14 protein-coding genes are annotated in these 17,132 nt (G+C 41.2%); 9 read left to right on the plus strand and 5 right to left on the minus strand.

The features are described 5' to 3' along the window. Positions 1-23: 23 nt before the first annotated feature. Positions 24-365, minus strand: a complete 342-nt coding sequence (gene patD / locus VB733_RS07040) for a heterocyst frequency control protein PatD (RefSeq protein ID WP_323339373.1) — start codon at positions 363-365, stop codon at positions 24-26. Positions 366-678: 313 nt separating this feature from the next. On the opposite strand from patD, the gene VB733_RS07045 reads away from it, so the two are divergent. The 4 genes from VB733_RS07045 (at position 679) to VB733_RS07060 (ending at position 5,498) form a co-directional block, all read left to right on the plus strand. After that, positions 679-2,940, plus strand: a complete 2,262-nt coding sequence (locus VB733_RS07045) for a bifunctional (p)ppGpp synthetase/guanosine-3',5'-bis(diphosphate) 3'-pyrophosphohydrolase (RefSeq protein ID WP_323339439.1) — start codon at positions 679-681, stop codon at positions 2,938-2,940. Positions 2,941-3,237: 297 nt separating this feature from the next. After that, positions 3,238-3,924, plus strand: coding sequence for a response regulator transcription factor NblR (gene nblR / locus VB733_RS07050; protein ID WP_323339374.1), 687 nt, complete (start codon positions 3,238-3,240; stop codon positions 3,922-3,924). Between the two features lie 233 nt (positions 3,925-4,157). Beyond that, on the plus strand, positions 4,158-4,697 hold the full coding sequence (locus tag VB733_RS07055; RefSeq protein WP_323339375.1) for a DUF192 domain-containing protein: 540 nt from the start codon (positions 4,158-4,160) through the stop codon (positions 4,695-4,697). Positions 4,698-5,267: 570 nt separating this feature from the next. Beyond that, positions 5,268-5,498, plus strand: a complete 231-nt coding sequence (locus tag VB733_RS07060; RefSeq protein WP_323339376.1) for a DUF2949 domain-containing protein — start codon at positions 5,268-5,270, stop codon at positions 5,496-5,498. A 480-nt stretch (positions 5,499-5,978) separates the two neighbouring features. Here the strand turns inward: VB733_RS07060 and VB733_RS07065 are convergent, their stop codons facing one another. Further along, entirely contained in the window at positions 5,979-6,602 is a 624-nt protein-coding gene (locus VB733_RS07065; protein WP_323339377.1) for a CPP1-like family protein, read from the minus strand. Between the two features lie 763 nt (positions 6,603-7,365). Here VB733_RS07065 and VB733_RS07070 point away from each other — a divergent pair. After that, a complete protein-coding gene (locus VB733_RS07070; RefSeq protein ID WP_323339378.1) occupies positions 7,366-8,085 on the plus strand; it encodes a response regulator transcription factor in 720 nt (239 codons plus the stop codon). A gap of 693 nt (positions 8,086-8,778) precedes the next feature. Here VB733_RS07070 and VB733_RS07075 read toward each other — a convergent pair. After that, complete coding sequence (locus tag VB733_RS07075; RefSeq protein WP_096615438.1) at positions 8,779-8,976, minus strand: DUF2811 domain-containing protein; 198 nt, start codon at positions 8,974-8,976, stop codon at positions 8,779-8,781. 692 nt (positions 8,977-9,668) lie between these two features. After that, positions 9,669-11,411, minus strand: a complete 1,743-nt coding sequence (locus tag VB733_RS07080) for a TolC family protein (RefSeq protein ID WP_323339379.1) — start codon at positions 11,409-11,411, stop codon at positions 9,669-9,671. Between the two features lie 345 nt (positions 11,412-11,756). Between VB733_RS07080 and VB733_RS07085 the strand changes: the two genes are divergently transcribed. Both VB733_RS07085 and VB733_RS07090 read left to right on the plus strand, forming a co-directional pair. Then, entirely contained in the window at positions 11,757-12,017 is a 261-nt protein-coding gene (locus VB733_RS07085; protein ID WP_323339380.1) for a hypothetical protein, read from the plus strand. 45 nt (positions 12,018-12,062) lie between these two features. Next, entirely contained in the window at positions 12,063-12,935 is an 873-nt protein-coding gene (locus VB733_RS07090; protein WP_323339381.1) for a tetratricopeptide repeat protein, read from the plus strand. A 247-nt stretch (positions 12,936-13,182) separates the two neighbouring features. On the opposite strand, the gene VB733_RS07095 is transcribed toward VB733_RS07090, so the two are convergent. Beyond that, a complete protein-coding gene (locus tag VB733_RS07095) occupies positions 13,183-13,587 on the minus strand; it encodes a response regulator (RefSeq protein WP_323339382.1) in 405 nt (134 codons plus the stop codon). Between the two features lie 247 nt (positions 13,588-13,834). Between VB733_RS07095 and gyrA the strand changes: the two genes are divergently transcribed. After that, entirely contained in the window at positions 13,835-16,342 is a 2,508-nt protein-coding gene (gene gyrA, locus VB733_RS07100; RefSeq protein ID WP_323339383.1) for a DNA gyrase subunit A, read from the plus strand. A gap of 565 nt (positions 16,343-16,907) precedes the next feature. Further along, positions 16,908-17,093, plus strand: a complete 186-nt coding sequence (locus VB733_RS07105; RefSeq protein WP_096615442.1) for a chlorophyll a/b-binding protein — start codon at positions 16,908-16,910, stop codon at positions 17,091-17,093. Positions 17,094-17,132 lie beyond the last annotated feature (39 nt).

The following is a 17,132-nucleotide window of genomic DNA, read 5'->3' on the forward strand; positions in this document are numbered from 1 at the left end:
TAATGGTAAAACTACACCATTGATTACTGTTCACTGCCTATGACAGCTTCGCAATATTTTATGAGAGTGATCATGCGATCGCCAATGATTTTTAATCTCGTATCAATAGTTGCAGGTTTACTAGCACCAGCTAAAAAATTAATATCAATCTCCAAAAGCCGCAATTGCTTGTTGATTTCGGTACAAAACATCTGTTCTCGCGATGCATTACTAACAAAAGGAACAATCTGTTCCTGAAAAAATTGTTGTAATAATACTAGACGCTGCCGAATTTCAGCTACAGTTATCTGATTAGTCGCAACATCTCGGCGTACTTCTGCAAGTAGCGTTGCCAGTGTATGATATTTATCCTGATTTAGAGACATCCAATGTTTATTGAGATAATATTAATGACAAGAAAAATTTTATTCCGCAATCATCTCTTATTTTTCCCCCAAAGTTAGATGCCTCAGAAACTAATTTTGGGGCACAGTTTCTTATTTATCAGGTAGCAAAACAATGATCCCCGATTCTCACACTGAATAATTGACTTTAAAACCGAATTAATATACCACAAAATCGCGACTACTTTGTTCTTTAAGGTAGAGACGCAGTTCATTATATTTATCTATCATCGGAAGCTACATCCCCTTGCTTCCTGCATCTATCCCAATCACCGATTTCCTCAAACCCGATTATATGAGTGGCTTACTAGTTAATACCCCTATCGATATCACCCTCCCGGATTGGCTAAAAGATTGTTTCAAAAAGGACTCATCCGCACCAAATCCAGAACCAGGAGAAGAGCGAAGGTCATGCGATACAGAATTAATCTGTAGTGCATTTAGATTTGCCTATGAATTGCATCAGGGTCAATATCGCAAATCGGGCGAACCTTATATTTGTCACCCCGTTGCAGTCGCCTGTTTATTGCGCGACCTTGGAGGTAGTGCTGCTATGATAGCAGCTGGATTTTTACATGATGTAGTGGAAGATACAGAAGTTACAATTGAGGAAATTGAACAGCGATTTGGTGCCGAAGTTAGACGTTTGGTTGAAGGTGTCACCAAGCTTTCAAAAATTAACTTTAAAAGCAAAACAGAGAGTCAAGCCGAAAATTTTCGACGCATGTTTTTGGCAATGGCGCAAGATATTCGCGTTATCGTTGTGAAGCTAGCCGATCGCTTGCATAATATGAGGACTTTGGAATTTATGTCCGAAGAAAGCCGTAGACGCAATGCTTTAGAAACCAGAGATATATTTGCTCCCCTAGCCAATAGACTGGGGATTTGGCGTTTTAAATGGGAATTAGAAGATTTAGCTTTTAAGTATTTAGAACCCGATGCTTTTCGCGAAATTCAACAGCATGTTGCCGAGAAGCGGGTGGCGCGAGTTGACCGATTGAAAAAGGTTTCCGATGATTTGCGATCGCGTTTAGTAGAAGCCGGAATTCAATGCACCGATATTAGCGGTAGACCAAAGCATCTTTACAGCATTTATCAAAAGATGCAACGTCAAAATAAAGAGTTTAATGAAATCTATGATTTAGCAGCTTTAAGAATTATCGTTAATACTAACGAAGAATGCTATCGTGCTTTAGCAGTGGTTCATGATGCCTTCCGTCCCATTCCCGGACGTTTTAAAGACTACATCGGCTTACCGAAGCCAAACCGCTATCAATCACTGCATACAGGCATTATTAGTCCTTGGGGCAAACCTTTAGAAGTACAAATTCGCACCTTGGAAATGCACCGCATCGCTGAGTACGGGATTGCCGCCCATTGGAAATACAAAGAAACAGGTGCTTCCACCAGCACTATCACCACATCTGATGAGAAGTTTACATGGTTGCGGCAGTTACTCGAATGGCAGCATGACCTCAAAGATGCTCAAGAATACCTCGACAGTATTAAAAATAATCTTTTCGAGGACGATATTTATGTTTTTACCCCCAAAGGTGATGTTGTTGCCTTAAGCCCAGGTTCAACAAGTGTCGATTTTGCCTACCGTATCCATACCGAAGTCGGTAATCACTGTGCTGGGGCAAGAGTCAACGGAAAAATGATGCCATTGTCAACACGCTTGCAAAACGGCGATATTGTTGTCATCATGACGCAAAAAAACAGCCATCCCAGCTTAGATTGGTTGAACTTTGTCGCCACATCCGCAGCCAAAAACAGAATTAAACAATGGTATAAGCGATCGCGACGCGAAGAAAACATTGCCCGGGGGCGGGAAATGTTGGAAAAAGAATTGGGGAAAGGCGGTTTGGACAACATGCTCAAATCTGAACCCATGCAAGCCGTAGCAGAAAAATGTAACTACCACAGCCCAGAAGATTTAGTTGCGGCTTTAGGTTATGGCGAAATCAATCTCAACCTGATCTTAAATCGCTGGCGAGAACTCATCAAGGGACAAGAACAGGTAGTTGTGCCAATGCCAAATCTGCCCACCAATGCCCCCAAAACCCGCGATATCACTCCCGCATCCTTCCGCCCTAGCGATTCCCCCATTGTTGGTGTTGAAGGCATGATGTATCACCTCGCAGGCTGTTGTACCCCCATCCCCGGAGAAGAAATCATCGGTGTTGTCACGCGGGGACGGGGAATTACAATTCACCGTCAAGGGTGCAGTAATTTAGATAGCATCGATTGCGATCGCCTCATTCCCGTCAGATGGAATGCAGGTATGGAATACAATAGTCGTCCGCAGACATACTCTGTCAACGTCCAAATAGAAGCACTAGACCGTGTTGGGGTACTCAAAGACATACTCTCCAGACTCAGCGACCAAGGTATTAACGTGCGTCACGCCAGTGTGAAAACGGCAACTAACCAGCCAGCGCTAATTGACTTGGGAATTGAAATTCGTGATAAAAACCAATTAGAGCATGTCTTCGTCCAGATTAAAAAAATGAGCGATATTTTGAATATTCGTCGTATCGGTCAAAATGACGAGTAAGTAAAGGGTAAAGGGTAAAAGGTAAGAAAACAGGATGTTTATCGTTCATTGCCCTATACCCATTACCTAAATTCCTAATTTGATAATTTCCTGCTTCCCGTATTTTCGAGATAGTGGGGAAAAATCTATTATCAATGGGTTTTTCCAGATTCAATAATGGTCTGCTTATTTCCGCCGCGCTGTACTAGCCAATCATTTGCTCACAATTATTAATCGTACATTTGTATTGTCATATTTATTTATCTAATTAATAGCATTTAGTATTAATACTATTTAAACTTCCAACACCACCCTTGTATGACGCTTGTTTACAACCCTTGTGTTTTAGTAATTGAAAGCGACGACAGTTTAGCAAATCAACTTTCTTTTGATTTGCAAGAAGCGGGATACGAAACAGTCATCGCCCATGATGCCCCAAGTGGCTTGCAGTACAGTCGTGAGCGCGAACCAGCTTTAATTGTAATTGACCGGATGTTATCTGGCGAATCAGGGCTTTCGTTATGCAAAAATATTCGCGGTACAGGAATGCGATCGCCTGTTTTAGTATTAATGGCACGGGATACAGTAGATGATCGCGTTGCTTGTCTCGAAGCAGGGGCTGACGACTATTTTCTCAAACCTTATCGTGCTGAAGATTTTTTAAATTTAGTTCGTCTGTATCTGAAACCCGAAGTTGATACCACCGAACAGTTACGCTTTGGTGACTTGGTTCTCGATATTGCCACCCGTCGCGCAATCCTCAACGGACGAGCAATTGATTTGACAATGAAAGAATTTGAACTGTTGAAGTTTTTAATGGAACACCCCCGCGAAGTCTTAACTCGTGAACAAATCCTGGAAAATGTCTGGGGTTATGACTTTATGGGCGAATCAAATGTCATCGAAGTTTATATTCGTTACTTGCGCCTCAAAATTGAAGATGAAGGTCAAAAACGTCTGATTCAAACTGTGCGTGGTGTCGGTTACGTTTTAAGGGATTCTTAAATTTGGACATGGGGTTTTGGCAGAGGCATAAGCTACAGGTCTGATTCGGTTACTTTGGCTTGCCCAGATAGTGGATATTGCTAATTACCCATCAGACCTCATACCCTTACATACCCATACCCCTACACCCTTTTGCCCCTAGTCCCTGTTGGCGACAATAAATTTACACTGCAAGCACAAATAATTACAAACAAAGATGTACAATCGAAATTCAAAATCATAACTTGAAAATCATGTCGCGCTTGTTACATTTGTTTCCTCTAATGTTAGTAGTTATGCTAGTTGGTTGTACAACCCCGACTACTGCCAATCCACCCACTACTACACCTAGTATTCAGCCCTCAGTCCCAGTGATAACAAATACTAATAGGGGTCAACAATTGCCAATTTCTGCTGTAGCAGTTATACCTAGTGGATTCACTATTCAATTAGAGGTAGCTAAAACACCCCAGCAACAAGCAATGGGTTTGATGTACCGACCGGCATTAGCAAATGACCGAGGTATGTTATTTAAGTTTCCCTCCCCACAGCCTGTTCGTTTCTGGATGAAGAATGTACCTGTTGCTTTAGACATGGTTTTCCTTTATCAAGGTGTCATACAGGATATTACAGCTGCGGCTCCTCCCTGTGCGAAAGAACCTTGTCCTACCTATGGACCTGATAAATTGGTTGACCAAGTGATTGAACTACGTGCTGGTCGTGCTGCCGAACTTAGCCTGAAAGCTGGCGATCGCATTGAGATCAAATATCTTACACTTAAATCAAAAAAGTAAAGACAAGGTTAAAAATACTGCATTCAACTACGGTGTTTCTCGGAGATATAAACATACCTATAAAATAGTCAAAAAGCTTTGTAGGAACTAAATTTTTCATCCAATACCTGAATTTTTCTCGGATAGCCTTGTAAAAAAGTTTATTTTATAGCTAAGATTTGATATACTTCTATTCATTCAAATCGAATCCAACTATTTTCAAGGCGAAGATTGTAAATCAAGCACTGAGTAGCAAAAAATCTTCCTTTTGGTGCACGAGTAACGAGTAACTAATAAGCGAAGATAATGCTATGAAATCTTTGATACTACAGATGAGATAGATTGAATAAGTTAATCTAATAATTTTAATAAGTTTTGCCTATATTGCGGCTGGCAAGCGTTATCTAATTTGTAAGAGTTAGGCAGTGCGCTTGTCCAAGTTCGGGTATAAATTTTGGACAACGTCAAAAGATTTATTTCCGTAATTTTTGCGGAATTTGCTTAAAGCCTTTGGTTTGATATAGATACATTAACTCTGTGGTGACAGATGAAATACTGGCAACTGAATCATGAATAAGAACAAGTTGATATATGACAATACACACGACCCAAGGAGGTGAGCTACAAATGTCATCAACGACATACTCTCGACTAATTCATTTTTTACAAGAAGATTTGGCGATTTCATCAGCATCTATTGCCGTCGCACTTCGTCATAGCCAGCAAGACCCAGGTCCATTACCGATGATTCTCTGGCAGTATGGTTTAATTACTCTCGAACAGTTAGAACAGGTTTACGATTGGCTGGAAACAGCCGCATAGCTTTGAACCAATAGATTTCCAAGAACACAAACCGCGATCGCGAAGTGGGTTGCAGAAATAGCACAGAGTCGTCATTTGACAATTTTCAATCCAAAAGATATCTCATCTGGAAAAGTTGACTTGATTTAGGAGGATTTAACCAATGTTGTATAGACTCCACCTTTGGCAACGACAGGTAGATTGGGGAATTAGTTGTAGAAGTTTAAGTTTCATTAAGAAAAAAGTAAAAAGCGGGTTGAAAAAATCAACCCGCTTTTTGAGTTTATTTTAGTTGTCCGATTATCCGCTTCACTGCATCTGTTTGTTGTATTCTAGTACAGCACAGCGTAAATAAGGCAACTATTAATTTGAAGGAAAAAGCTTATATCTCAAGATTTTGAGCCTTCTGCTTCCTGCCTTCTTACTTCTGCCTTCTTATACTAGGCATTTAGGCAACCTCATCTCATTCACTGCCAAGACCAGATACAAAATATAATTTTTCTATCGGAAAAAGCTGGTAATCACCCACAGCAATATGAAGGTAAACACAGTTGAAAATTGATTACCGGAAATGTGAAGTAAAGCAACTTGTGGTAAAAAGCTGACTAACAACCCACCAGCCACTAAACCAATCACTAACCCCGAAAAAGTCCATAAAACAGATCTACCGAGGCTATTTTCTTTACGATTTAAGAAAAATACGCTCACCCCAACTCCCACCACCAAAGCCAACTGTAAAGCTTGGTCTCCGCCTGCACGATAAAATAAGGCGATCGCACTCAAACCCAAATACCAAACCAAAGGCAAAACCACATCACCAGTTGTTGGCTTATCCAACATGCGAGCAAACCACTTAGATGATTGCTCATGACGCGGCAAACTTTCTTGTGGGGCAGACTGCACAAGACGCTCAGGAAAGCGAATACGTTCTGGCACCTTAATTTTGCCTTCTTGGCGCATCCGCAAGCGATCCATTAAAATCGCATCGTAGGCAATTTCAATTACCTCCAAGCGCTTAACATCACCGTTGTACTGTTCGAGAAGACGAGTACGATGATTTTGAATTTCTTCAAAGCTAGCGTCTTCCGACACCCCAAGTTGTTCGTAGGGATTTTGATCGCTCATGGGAATCAATCACTTTAGCCTTATTTTTTAGAGGCAATTAAATTTAAAAACAAAACGAATGTAGGAAATTTAGATTTTTATGACTCAAAAATCACTTTTAGCTAATGTTCAGAACCTTTAGTTTCGCTCTCAATATGAAAAAATCGCCTTAATCTCTAAGATGTTAAAGCTTGATTGTTTTTGCAAGTTGAAGACCTTACTTTGATCCTGAAACATAGTCATGCCCTAACTGGAATAGTAGCACGAGTCCATCCTGCCAGACTGGTGGTTCTAACTATAGCTACTTTAACATATTGCTATAACTCAGTGTATCCCCTCATGTCGTTGAGGGATTGGGGCTTTAATCTAGAATTTGAGATAACAATACCTAAAAGGTGAATATTGTGAAATATATATCTTTGATTTTTTCGGTATGGCTACTGACCGTACCTTAGTTAAACTTGAAAATAATAAACGTACTAATCATTTGTAGCATCGAGCTGCATATCGATTTAAAATTAAAGCGTTTTAAATTACCTAGTGACTAGAATAACCTACAGTGTTCTAGATTACTATGAAGATACAGTTAAGATTCGAGCATCCGCCAGATAAATTACATCTTGGTATTGCTCCTAAATCCAGATCATATCTAGAAATTATCTAGAAAATCAGGGATTTTGTGTCTTAGCCTTGTAGATTCTTATGACTCCAAAGCGAACATCGTTCCCATTGGTACGGTCAAATCGCGAACTTAATCCTATAATTTTTGTGCAAAGTGATGGTCATGGCTCCCGCCAAGATTCTTGTTGTTGATGACGACCCTGCGGTTCGGAATTTAATTCAACGCTTTCTCAGCAAGCAAAGCTACCAGGTAGAAGCAGCCGAAGACGGTAAGTCCGCACTTGCCTTGTTCGAGCAATTCAATCCCGATTTGGTCATTTTAGATGTAAATCTACCAGACGTGATTGGTTTCAACCTCTGCCAAGAGATGCAAAGCCGCAATGGTGTTTTTGTATTAATGCTGACTAGTCGCGCCGATGAAGCCGATAAAATTCGCGGTTTCTCTAAAGGTGCTGACGATTATCTCACCAAACCATTTGGCTTGGGAGAATTGGAGGTTCGGGTGGCTGCGATCTTAAAGCGCCAGCGAGTAGTTACTACTGCCGAACAAAAGCGGCTTGTATTTGAGAAGTTGATGATTGATCCTGTGAGACGTGAAGTGACTCTCAATACTCAGCCTGTACTTTTAACAGCTTTGGAATTTGACCTGTTACATTTTCTCGCCAGCCATCCTGGTCGTGTTTGGCGTAGAGCTGAACTGATTCAGGAAGTATGGGATTATGAATATGTTGGCGATCAACGGGTTGTTGATGTTCATATCGGTCAAATTCGCAAAAAAATTGAAGCTGATGCCAGCCAGCCAGCGTTAATCCAAACTGTACGTGGTGTTGGATATAAATTTGAATGTCCTGCTCAAGTACCGTCTGAAAAATCCGTTATTTAAGCATTGCAGTTGCAATTGTCGTCAATTTGCAATGCTAAATCTGGATTCAGTCAAAATAGTTACGTTCCATTCAATATTCTTGTGGTTCAGCCGCCGCAAACAAACAGCTTGTGAAAAACTTTTAATTCAAGTCTAGTTCTAACTACTTAGCAGAATTCACAGTCCTGTGCTCATCTTTTATCGTATAGAGTAAATTTCTATACAGATTCAAGAGCTAGGTTTTAGGGAATAGTTAAAGATAGCTATCATACCATCATCTACATAACTAGTTAGTCTCAGTTACTGATAGTTTTAACTACATTAAGTCTGACTGTAACCTGAATATTCTAGGCAAGTTTCCACAGAATTGGCTTTTCTTTCGGCTTGTGAGTAGTTGAATTCATATTCACACTCCAGGGTTGTTTTTGCTGCTGTTGTATGTGTCGGTTTTCAGGGTGCTATCTTGCTGGCGAGGAATTACATCGGTTAGTTACATCACCATAAAAGAAGATAATAATTATTATCGATTTAGATAAAAACACAAATGGGGTACTCTTGGGAGTGCCCCATTTTGATTTATTGATTGATTAGTTTATTGAAATTGAAGCAGCACCAACATTACGGAAAATCAAGCTAAAAATATAAAATTTAGCAAAGTCAACTAGATATTAGAAGTGCTGAATTAGGAACAGTGATTTAAGAATTGGCGGTATTTTAGGAGTGCTGAAACAGCGTTTCCAGATAGACGCGGGCGCAAGAGCGATCGCTTTCACCATTCTGAAGTAAAAACAGCGACAAAGCCGCCGTTAATACTCGGTTTTGATCCCAGTCAGGATGAGCATCAAGGTAAGTCTTGAGGGATTCGTGGAGGGTTTCCGGAATTTCTGTAAATAAGCTAACTGTTGCGTTCATACCAAGGTTCTCCATTGAAGTCCATCAACTTTTTGTTCCTTGCTTGTAGCCTGTTGTGTGGCAAAATCCAAACTTTCTTCCTCTGCGGTTTTTTGTGGCAACCGTAATCGTAAATTTACACAGCGACCCAACGGACTAAAAATGCAAGCCGATTTATTGTGCGGCAAGAGGGGGGAGGTTTGTCAATGCTGCGAAATGTTACAAGAGAATTTATAAAGAATAAATATTTACGTAACAATAAGCTCTTTAGCCCTATTTATTTTACTTTACTTTACAAAAACTCAGTATCTCGCAGCAAATACCTGTGGATGAGGGCAAATCCCCAGTAAGAGACAAACAGCCGATTGAACCGTAAAAAGGCTGTGGAAAACTATCAAATATCTGTGGAAATCTTGTGGAATGGGTGAGGAAAATTTGAGTAAATAATAAGAATTACAAAAACATAACTTTTATTTAACGTAGCCATAGTCAAACTTATATTTTCAGTAGCAAGTTGCGATCGCACTCAATTCACAACAACCGATTGTGAAGACTGATAACTAGATTCATGATTACTGTTTTCACGCAGATATATATATTACCAACTAATATCAGTAAACTGGCAAACAACTTCTCGTTCAAGGCAGCGTGTGAGGACTGGAAGAACAGCCAAACAAAATGTAGAAACGCGATCGCGTTTCTACAAATAATCTTTACACTTTGGCTGAGACGGCACGTTGCAGGTTCGCAAAGGCACGATTGTAATCCAAAATAGCTGTGACGCGATTACCTTGAGCGCGGGTGAGATCATTCTCCGCAGCGATGACATCGGTTTGCGTCCCAACTCCAGCTTGAAACCGTAGCCTTGCCAGTCGTAATGCTTCCTGTGCTTGCTCTACAGCTGCTGTTGCTGTTTGTACATTTTCTAAATTCGACTGCAACTGCGCGTAGTATTGTTCAACTTCAAAGCGAATTTGGTTACGTTGGTTAGTGAAATTACTTTCCGCGATCGCAATATTAGCTTTTGCTTGGGATGCTTGGGCTTTTGCTGCACCTCCATCGAAGATATTCCAGCGTGCTTTCACACCTACTGAATAACCATCGGTAACGCCAGTATTATCGTTATATTGGTCTAACACATCATAGGTTGCAACTAATGCTACTTGTGGTCCTAGTTGTGATAGAGCGAACTTGCGTCTTTGTTCACCGATATTGCGTTCAGCTAGCCTTTGTTGCAATTCCTGGCGATATTGGTAGGCATTGACAATGCTTTCCTCCAAGGATTGCTGCCACAACCCGGCAATTTTGACTGATTCGGCGGTACTGATATTGACTGTTTGTGGCAAATTTAACAGCGACACTAATTGTCTTTGGGAAATTTGCTGGCGGGAACGCGCATTGGTGTAATCTTGTTGGGAATTAGCTAAATTAACTTGCGATCGCAAAACATCAAATTTAGTGCCAACTCCCGCCCGTTCCAGTGCTTGAGCATCCCGTAAACTGGCTTGAGCATTCTCCACCGCCGCCGCCGAAATCCTTAGTTGTTCATCAGCAGCTTGTAAGTCATAGTAACGACTGGTGACGCTAAGACGTATTTCTTGAAACCTTGTCTCGACATCCAACTCGCTAATTTTCACTCTTTCTTTGGCTTCGCGAATACTTGCCGAACGACGACCAGATGTATAAATGTTGTAGTTAATCTCCGCCTGCCCGGTAAATGCAGTTCTGGCTTTATCACTACCAGGAGGAGCTATACCCGAATTAACAGATAAACTATCTTGAGCAGATTTACTTTCTGTGAGGCTACCATTTATACCAAAGGTTGGATAGAGTGCGGCTTCAGCTTCCTTTAAACCTGCACGACTACGTTCTAATTCTAAAATTGCAGTTTTTAATTGCGGGTTGCTGTTACGGGCAATTTCTAGTGCTTGTTCGAGAGTCAGAGGTTGATTTTCCTGAATTTGCACTTCTTCTGGTTTACTGGGAACCAGTAAAGGAGAGGAATTCCCTTCATGCCGATGTTTTTTATCGTGATAACCAGATTTTTTCTCAGAATTGCGAGAAGGCTGCAATTTGATTGGTTGCTTTTTCGGCTGTAACTTCTCTCCCTCAACATGAGAATTTTTTTCGGCATCGGGAGAATTTTTGAGTTCTAATACCTCTCTTTGAGAAGGAGATTTTTCGTGAGGGGGTTTTTCTGGTTGCTTAGTCGCATTGGCAACAGACAAAGAAGCAGGAGGAACTGGAATTACGACAGGTAGTAAATCTGCCGCTTTGCCTGGGGATGTAGTGTTGGCAGGGTTTTCCCCTAAGTTCTTCTGCACCACCGATAAATTCTTAGCCTCAGCCCCTTGAGCTGATGTGGGGATACAAATTGCGATCGCAATACTCCAAAATAGAAACTGGGGAGCAAATGCAATCCTAGAAGAATGCAGAAGAAATCTAGAAAAATTCATATCTGGTGCTTTGTAGAGGTATGTCAGCAATTGGTGCAAAACAGATTTGAACGAACTTCAAGGAATGCAAAATTTTTCCAAGCAACGACAAACTTGGAAAATCAAATCAAAAAAATTACATCAATCTGTTAACTGGTTTGGAGCGATGCACAAACAAGAGGCGACAAATAATAAGCTAATGTCAACTGATATGCTTAACTGTTAACCATTAACCATTAAGCATTGTTGCTATTTTGCTTGATATTAGCTAGCGCATTTTGTGGATATCAACACACATAGCTAAATTTATTTAAGTCTATATTTAGCAAAGCCAGACTTTCCATTAAATTTTTACTGTGAGAAAGAATGGAAATTAGTGATTGCAGAAGATACGCAGAAGTAATACCAATTTTCCAAAAGAAAGTAACAGACGGTGATGCGGGGACGCGGAGATACGGGGACGCGGAGATGGAGAGACGAGAAGATGGAGAGACGCGGAGATTTAGTTTATGTGTTGCTAGATTTTGGAGAAATAATATAACAATTATCTTTTCCCTGCTGTCATTACGTCTTCATCTTCACCAGATATGTAACATTTTGCTGTCGTCAATAGCTGAGATAGTTTAAGCTAGCTGAAAGATTGTTTGATTTTGTGGCAATAGAGGGGGTACTGTGTCAAAAAAAACTGGTTTAATTTCTCTCTTGGTTGTCTGTAGCTTGTGGGTGATGCCGAAAACAGCTTCCGCACAAGCACTGATACCTCATACCGTGCAACTAGATGCAGCGAAACTAGAAAAACAAGGTTTAAGCCTAGCTCAAGAAGCAGCTTCATTAGGGCAGTTTCAACAATATGAGTTAGCTTTACCACGAGCAAAGTTAGCATCACAACTTGCACCTAAGAGCGATCGCGTTTGGTTCCTTTTAGGCGGTTTATACCTACAAACCAAAGATTATAATAATGCGATCGCATCCCTCAAAAAAGCTCAAGGACTGAACCCGAAAAATGCCGATGTCCAGTTTGCCCTGGGTTCGGTACATTTCCAACAGCAAAAATATCTAGAAGCCAGCAACTTCTACATCGCTGGTTTGAAATTAAAGCCCAACGACCCCGAAGGATTATTTGATTTAGGCAATGCTTATTATATGCTGGGCAAATTACCCGATGCGATCGCTCAATATAATCAAGCGATCGCTCAAAACAAAAAATTCTGGCCCGCCATTAATAACATAGGTTTAATTAAGTACGAACAGGGTGATACACAAACAGCTGTCAAACAATGGCAATCGGCTGTTGCCATAGACAAACAAGCGGCAGAACCTTTAATGGCATTAGCTGTTGCTGCCTATACCAGAGGAAACCAACAACAGGGTATTGCATTAGGCGAACAAGCACTTCGCATCGATAGCCGTTATGCTGACTTAGATTTTCTCAAACAAAATCTTTGGGGTACACGCCTACTTAGTGACACCAAAAAATTCATTGAGTTACCACGCATTCAAGCTGCTATTCAACAACGTGACAGTCAATCTGCCCCTAAACAGTAGGAATTAGGGGAGACATCAACATCTCAGGATGTTAATCTCCATGTCTCTCCCCCTATTCCCTATTGATTTATTACACACAAAATAGTACATATATATTGTAAAAATAGAAAGCAGTAGTCCGATAGGTTTTTGGGCTACTGCTTCTTAAGCAAGATGTGACTTGGGAGGATATCAGTACGACATTAGTTTCAGAATTAGTTTCAGAAATTTTGACTTAATCTTGCGATCTCAGTTGAAGTTACTAATACTAAGTGTTGTTTTGGGGTAAGAGTGCCACGATTTGGTCAACAAACTGTTGATGATCAACAACAGGTTTAGAGATGTAGCCATCCGCACCACTCTGTTTGAGAAAGCTCTCGCGATCGCCTTCCATTGCATGTGCTGTCACCAAAATAATTGGCAAGGAAGATGTTTGTGGATCGGATTTCAACATTTGTGTAATTTTGATACCATCAACAGACTTGCCTTGGTACACACTCCGTGACAAAGAAACATCCATCAAAATGATGTCAGCTTCTCCCGCTTGGGCAATTTTCATGACCTCTTCCACATTTTCCGTATGTTTGACATCCAAGCCGCCCCGCTTGGTCAAAATTTTGGAAAAAACGCGAGCATTAATTAGATCGTCTTCGACAATCAGAACAGTTTTCATGAGCAATTCGCTTGTTAAGGTGAAGGGGGATGACCGCCTGATTGAAACAGTCACGATCTCCTTGTTTATTAATCCATATGTTTCCCCGTCATCAAGGATAATACTACTGCTTTTTATCCTTTAAGTATCAAAATTTTGTGTTTAAGCACAATTCATCCGCTATGCTGTGGTTCAATAGTGCTTAATTTCAGCCCTTTTCTGACTCAATTGACAGCTTTCTGTGTAGTTAAATTTCAGGTAACAACTCATGGCAAAACAGTTAAACCTTCTCTCTACGGGACAGGTAATCACCACAGCCCTGCATACTGAGATGCAACGGTCTTATCTTGAATATGCCATGAGTGTGATTGTCGGGCGAGCGTTACCCGATGTCCGCGATGGCTTAAAGCCTGTTCACCGTCGTATTCTATACGCGATGCATGAACTTGGTCTGACCCCAGAACGCCCTTATCGAAAATGTGCCCGTGTAGTTGGGGATGTGCTTGGTAAGTACCACCCCCACGGTGATCAGTCGGTTTACGATGCTTTGGTACGGTTGGTGCAGGATTTTTCTTGTCGTTATCCCCTACTGGCTGGACACGGAAACTTTGGTAGTGTGGATAACGACCCTCCGGCGGCGATGCGATACACGGAAACTCGTCTTGCAGCTATCGGTCATGAGGGGATGCTGACGGAAATTGGTGAGGAAACTGTCGATTTTATTGGCAACTTTGATAACTCACAGCAAGAACCCACCGTTCTACCAGCGCAATTACCATTTTTAATTTTGAATGGTTGTGCAGGGATTGCTGTCGGCATGGCAACCAATATTCCGCCCCATAATTTGAATGAAATTGTCGATGGCTTGATTGCGCTCATTGATAATCCGGAGTTAACCGATGAAAAATTGTTTACATTCATCCCAGGTCCCGATTTCCCCACAGGTGGTGAAATTGTCGGGATTTCTGGGATTCGGGAGGCTTATACTACGGGTAAGGGTAGTATCGTCTTACGCGGAATTGCTAAAATTGAAGAAGTGGCTGGAGCTAAAGGCAAAAATCGTCGCACAGCAATTATTGTCACCGAATTACCATATCAAGTTAATAAGGCTGGTTGGATTGAAAAAGTTGCCGAACTTGTGAACCAAGGACGGTTGAATGGAATTTCCGATATCCGCGACGAAAGTGATAGGGAAGGTATGCGGGTAGTTATTGAACTCAAACGTGATACTAATCCCCAGGAAATTTTGGGAAACCTCTACCACCAAACGGCACTGCAAACGAATTTTGGGGCGATTCTGTTAGCGATTGTGAATGGGCAACCTCGACAACTGAGTTTACGAAATCTGTTACAAGAATTTTTAGATTTTCGTGAGCAAACTCTTAGTCGCCGCTATCGTTACGAGTTGGGTAAAGCTGAAAATCGTGCCCATTTGGTGGAAGGATTACTCCAGGCTTTAGGGAATTTAGATGAAGTCATTACGATTTTGCGCCAAGCACCCGATGGTAGCACAGCTAAAATCACCCTCATTAGTCGCTTGCAATTAACTGAAGTCCAAGCCGATGCTATTTTAGCCATGCCTTTGCGTCGCCTCACTGGTTTAGAACAGCAAAATCTCCAACGTGAGTTTGACGAACTTTCCCAGCAGATAGCCAATTTGCGGATATTATTGAGCGATCGCAAGGAATTACTCAAGTCCCTGAAAAAAGATTTGCGTAGCCTCAAACGTAAATTTGGTGATGAACGTCGCACTAAAATCATCACCGAAGAAATTCGGGTACAGCGCAAAGGCATCAAGGGTGAAGGTGATGAGGATGATGAGAATCCCAAATTCAGAACCCAAAATCCCAAATTAGATGCGCCTCCCGAAGATGCTATCCTCGAACTCACCCATCGTGGTTATGTGCGACGCAATCAACCCAATGGCAAAAAATCAAAAGTCGATCACAGTGCTTCCGAAAACGACTTTACTCTGCTGACAACCCCAACTAACACCCACAAAGAATTATTAATTATTACCACAGGAGCTAAAGTCTATCCCATTAGTGTCGGAGACATCCCCCTTTCTACTGGACGCAACCTTCGAGGCACCCCACTCATTACCTTATTAAGTAACACCGCTCGAGAAGCAACCGAAGGTATTCTTACCCGCTTCATGCAACCAGAAAAACCTGAAGGCGAGATGATTTTGCTGACGAAACAAGGACGCATCAAACGCTTATCTTTATCAGAGTTTACTACCCTTACCCGTCGCGGCATCACCATTACAAAACTTAAGGAAGATGACGAATTATTACAAACTCAGTTTACAAACACTGGAGAACAAGTAATTTTAGCTAGTTCCGGTGGACGTTTATTGCGAATAACGGTGAATGAGGAACAACTGCCAATTATGGGACGCACCGCAATGGGCGTGCAAGGAATGCGTTTGCGTCTCAACGAAGCAATGGCTGGCTGTGTTAGCTTTAAAACCGCAGATAAATTATTACTAGTCACCCGACAAGGATATGCCAAACAACTACCAGTAAATAATTTGCGATCGGCTAACCGGGGTGATATTGGCATTCAGGTTTGTAAATTTACCAATAAAGCTGACGCTTTAGCAGGAATCACACTCTTCAATCCAGAATCAGAAGTCGCATTAATTACCAATCAGCAGCGAGTAGTGCGTTTGGCGCTGAATACCGTCACTGCATCTGGTCGCGATAGTCTGGGTGAAAGTGTTATCCAACTGAACCGGGATGAAAAAATTATCTCTGTTGTTGAAATACCGTAAATCAAGTAATTAAAGTCGCAAAATATGCAATAAAAGAGAAGATAAGCTGCGATGCATCTAATTTGTATATAAGACGCGGGCTTTCCGTCCCCGGAGTTTTCCGTGAAGAATATCTCCCCGGAAACTCCTCTCCGCACTACAATTACAATTATTTTGAGTTTTTGACTTATATGATTTACCTGCACATCAGCTTAGTTCGTGTTGGTGGGCAGAGGGGAACTATTTAGCCTGACTAGAAAGCTTTCATATTATGCCCGATTGAATGCTGATTGATTAAGACTGACACGGAGACTTAGAGACGCGGGGAGGCGGAGAAATTTTAATTGTAGTGATTAGCCGGACTGGATATCAGAGATGTAATTTCTTCGAGACTTTGATGCCTGAAGTTTGGCACTAGCACAGATTATTGAAAGTGGCTATCAATAAATATGATTAAATTTGCAACTATCATCAATATATAAATACATAATTAATGTGTAAATACATGTAACAACTAGCAAAAGTTTGTTATATTAATTTACATAAGGGTTACAAAAGTTAACTAACCAACTTTGGAGTAATAATTATGTCGAACACAACAACAACAAATGTCAACGCACCCGTAGTACAAGATCGTAATGCTTGGCGCTGGGGTTTTACTCCACAAGCAGAGATTTGGAATGGTCGTTTGGCTATGATTGGTTTTGTTTCTGCTGCCTTAATCGAACTGTTCTCCGGTAAAGGATTTTTACATTTCTGGGGTATTCTGTAGATTTTTGCAACGCTAATTTCATAAATACCTGATGTTGAT

This window comes from Calothrix sp. UHCC 0171, from assembly GCF_034931845.1.
GTDB lineage: Bacteria > Cyanobacteriota > Cyanobacteriia > Cyanobacteriales > Nostocaceae > Brunnivagina.

What these genes read in the sequence shown, in the direction of transcription:
- patD (WP_323339373.1), bottom strand. Translation starts at nt 365, where the DNA reads ATGTCTCTAAATCAGGATAAATATCATACACTGGCAACGCTACTTGCA.
- VB733_RS07045 (WP_323339439.1), top strand. Translation starts at nt 679, where the DNA reads ATGAGTGGCTTACTAGTTAATACCCCTATCGATATCACCCTCCCGGAT.
- nblR (WP_323339374.1), top strand. Translation starts at nt 3,238, where the DNA reads ATGACGCTTGTTTACAACCCTTGTGTTTTAGTAATTGAAAGCGACGAC.
- VB733_RS07055 (WP_323339375.1), top strand. Translation starts at nt 4,158, where the DNA reads ATGTCGCGCTTGTTACATTTGTTTCCTCTAATGTTAGTAGTTATGCTA.
- VB733_RS07060 (WP_323339376.1), top strand. Translation starts at nt 5,268, where the DNA reads ATGACAATACACACGACCCAAGGAGGTGAGCTACAAATGTCATCAACG.
- VB733_RS07065 (WP_323339377.1), bottom strand. Translation starts at nt 6,602, where the DNA reads ATGAGCGATCAAAATCCCTACGAACAACTTGGGGTGTCGGAAGACGCT.
- VB733_RS07070 (WP_323339378.1), top strand. Translation starts at nt 7,366, where the DNA reads ATGGCTCCCGCCAAGATTCTTGTTGTTGATGACGACCCTGCGGTTCGG.
- VB733_RS07075 (WP_096615438.1), bottom strand. Translation starts at nt 8,976, where the DNA reads ATGAACGCAACAGTTAGCTTATTTACAGAAATTCCGGAAACCCTCCAC.
- VB733_RS07080 (WP_323339379.1), bottom strand. Translation starts at nt 11,411, where the DNA reads ATGAATTTTTCTAGATTTCTTCTGCATTCTTCTAGGATTGCATTTGCT.
- VB733_RS07085 (WP_323339380.1), top strand. Translation starts at nt 11,757, where the DNA reads ATGGAAATTAGTGATTGCAGAAGATACGCAGAAGTAATACCAATTTTC.
- VB733_RS07095 (WP_323339382.1), bottom strand. Translation starts at nt 13,587, where the DNA reads ATGAAAACTGTTCTGATTGTCGAAGACGATCTAATTAATGCTCGCGTT.
- gyrA (WP_323339383.1), top strand. Translation starts at nt 13,835, where the DNA reads ATGGCAAAACAGTTAAACCTTCTCTCTACGGGACAGGTAATCACCACA.
- VB733_RS07105 (WP_096615442.1), top strand. Translation starts at nt 16,908, where the DNA reads ATGTCGAACACAACAACAACAAATGTCAACGCACCCGTAGTACAAGAT.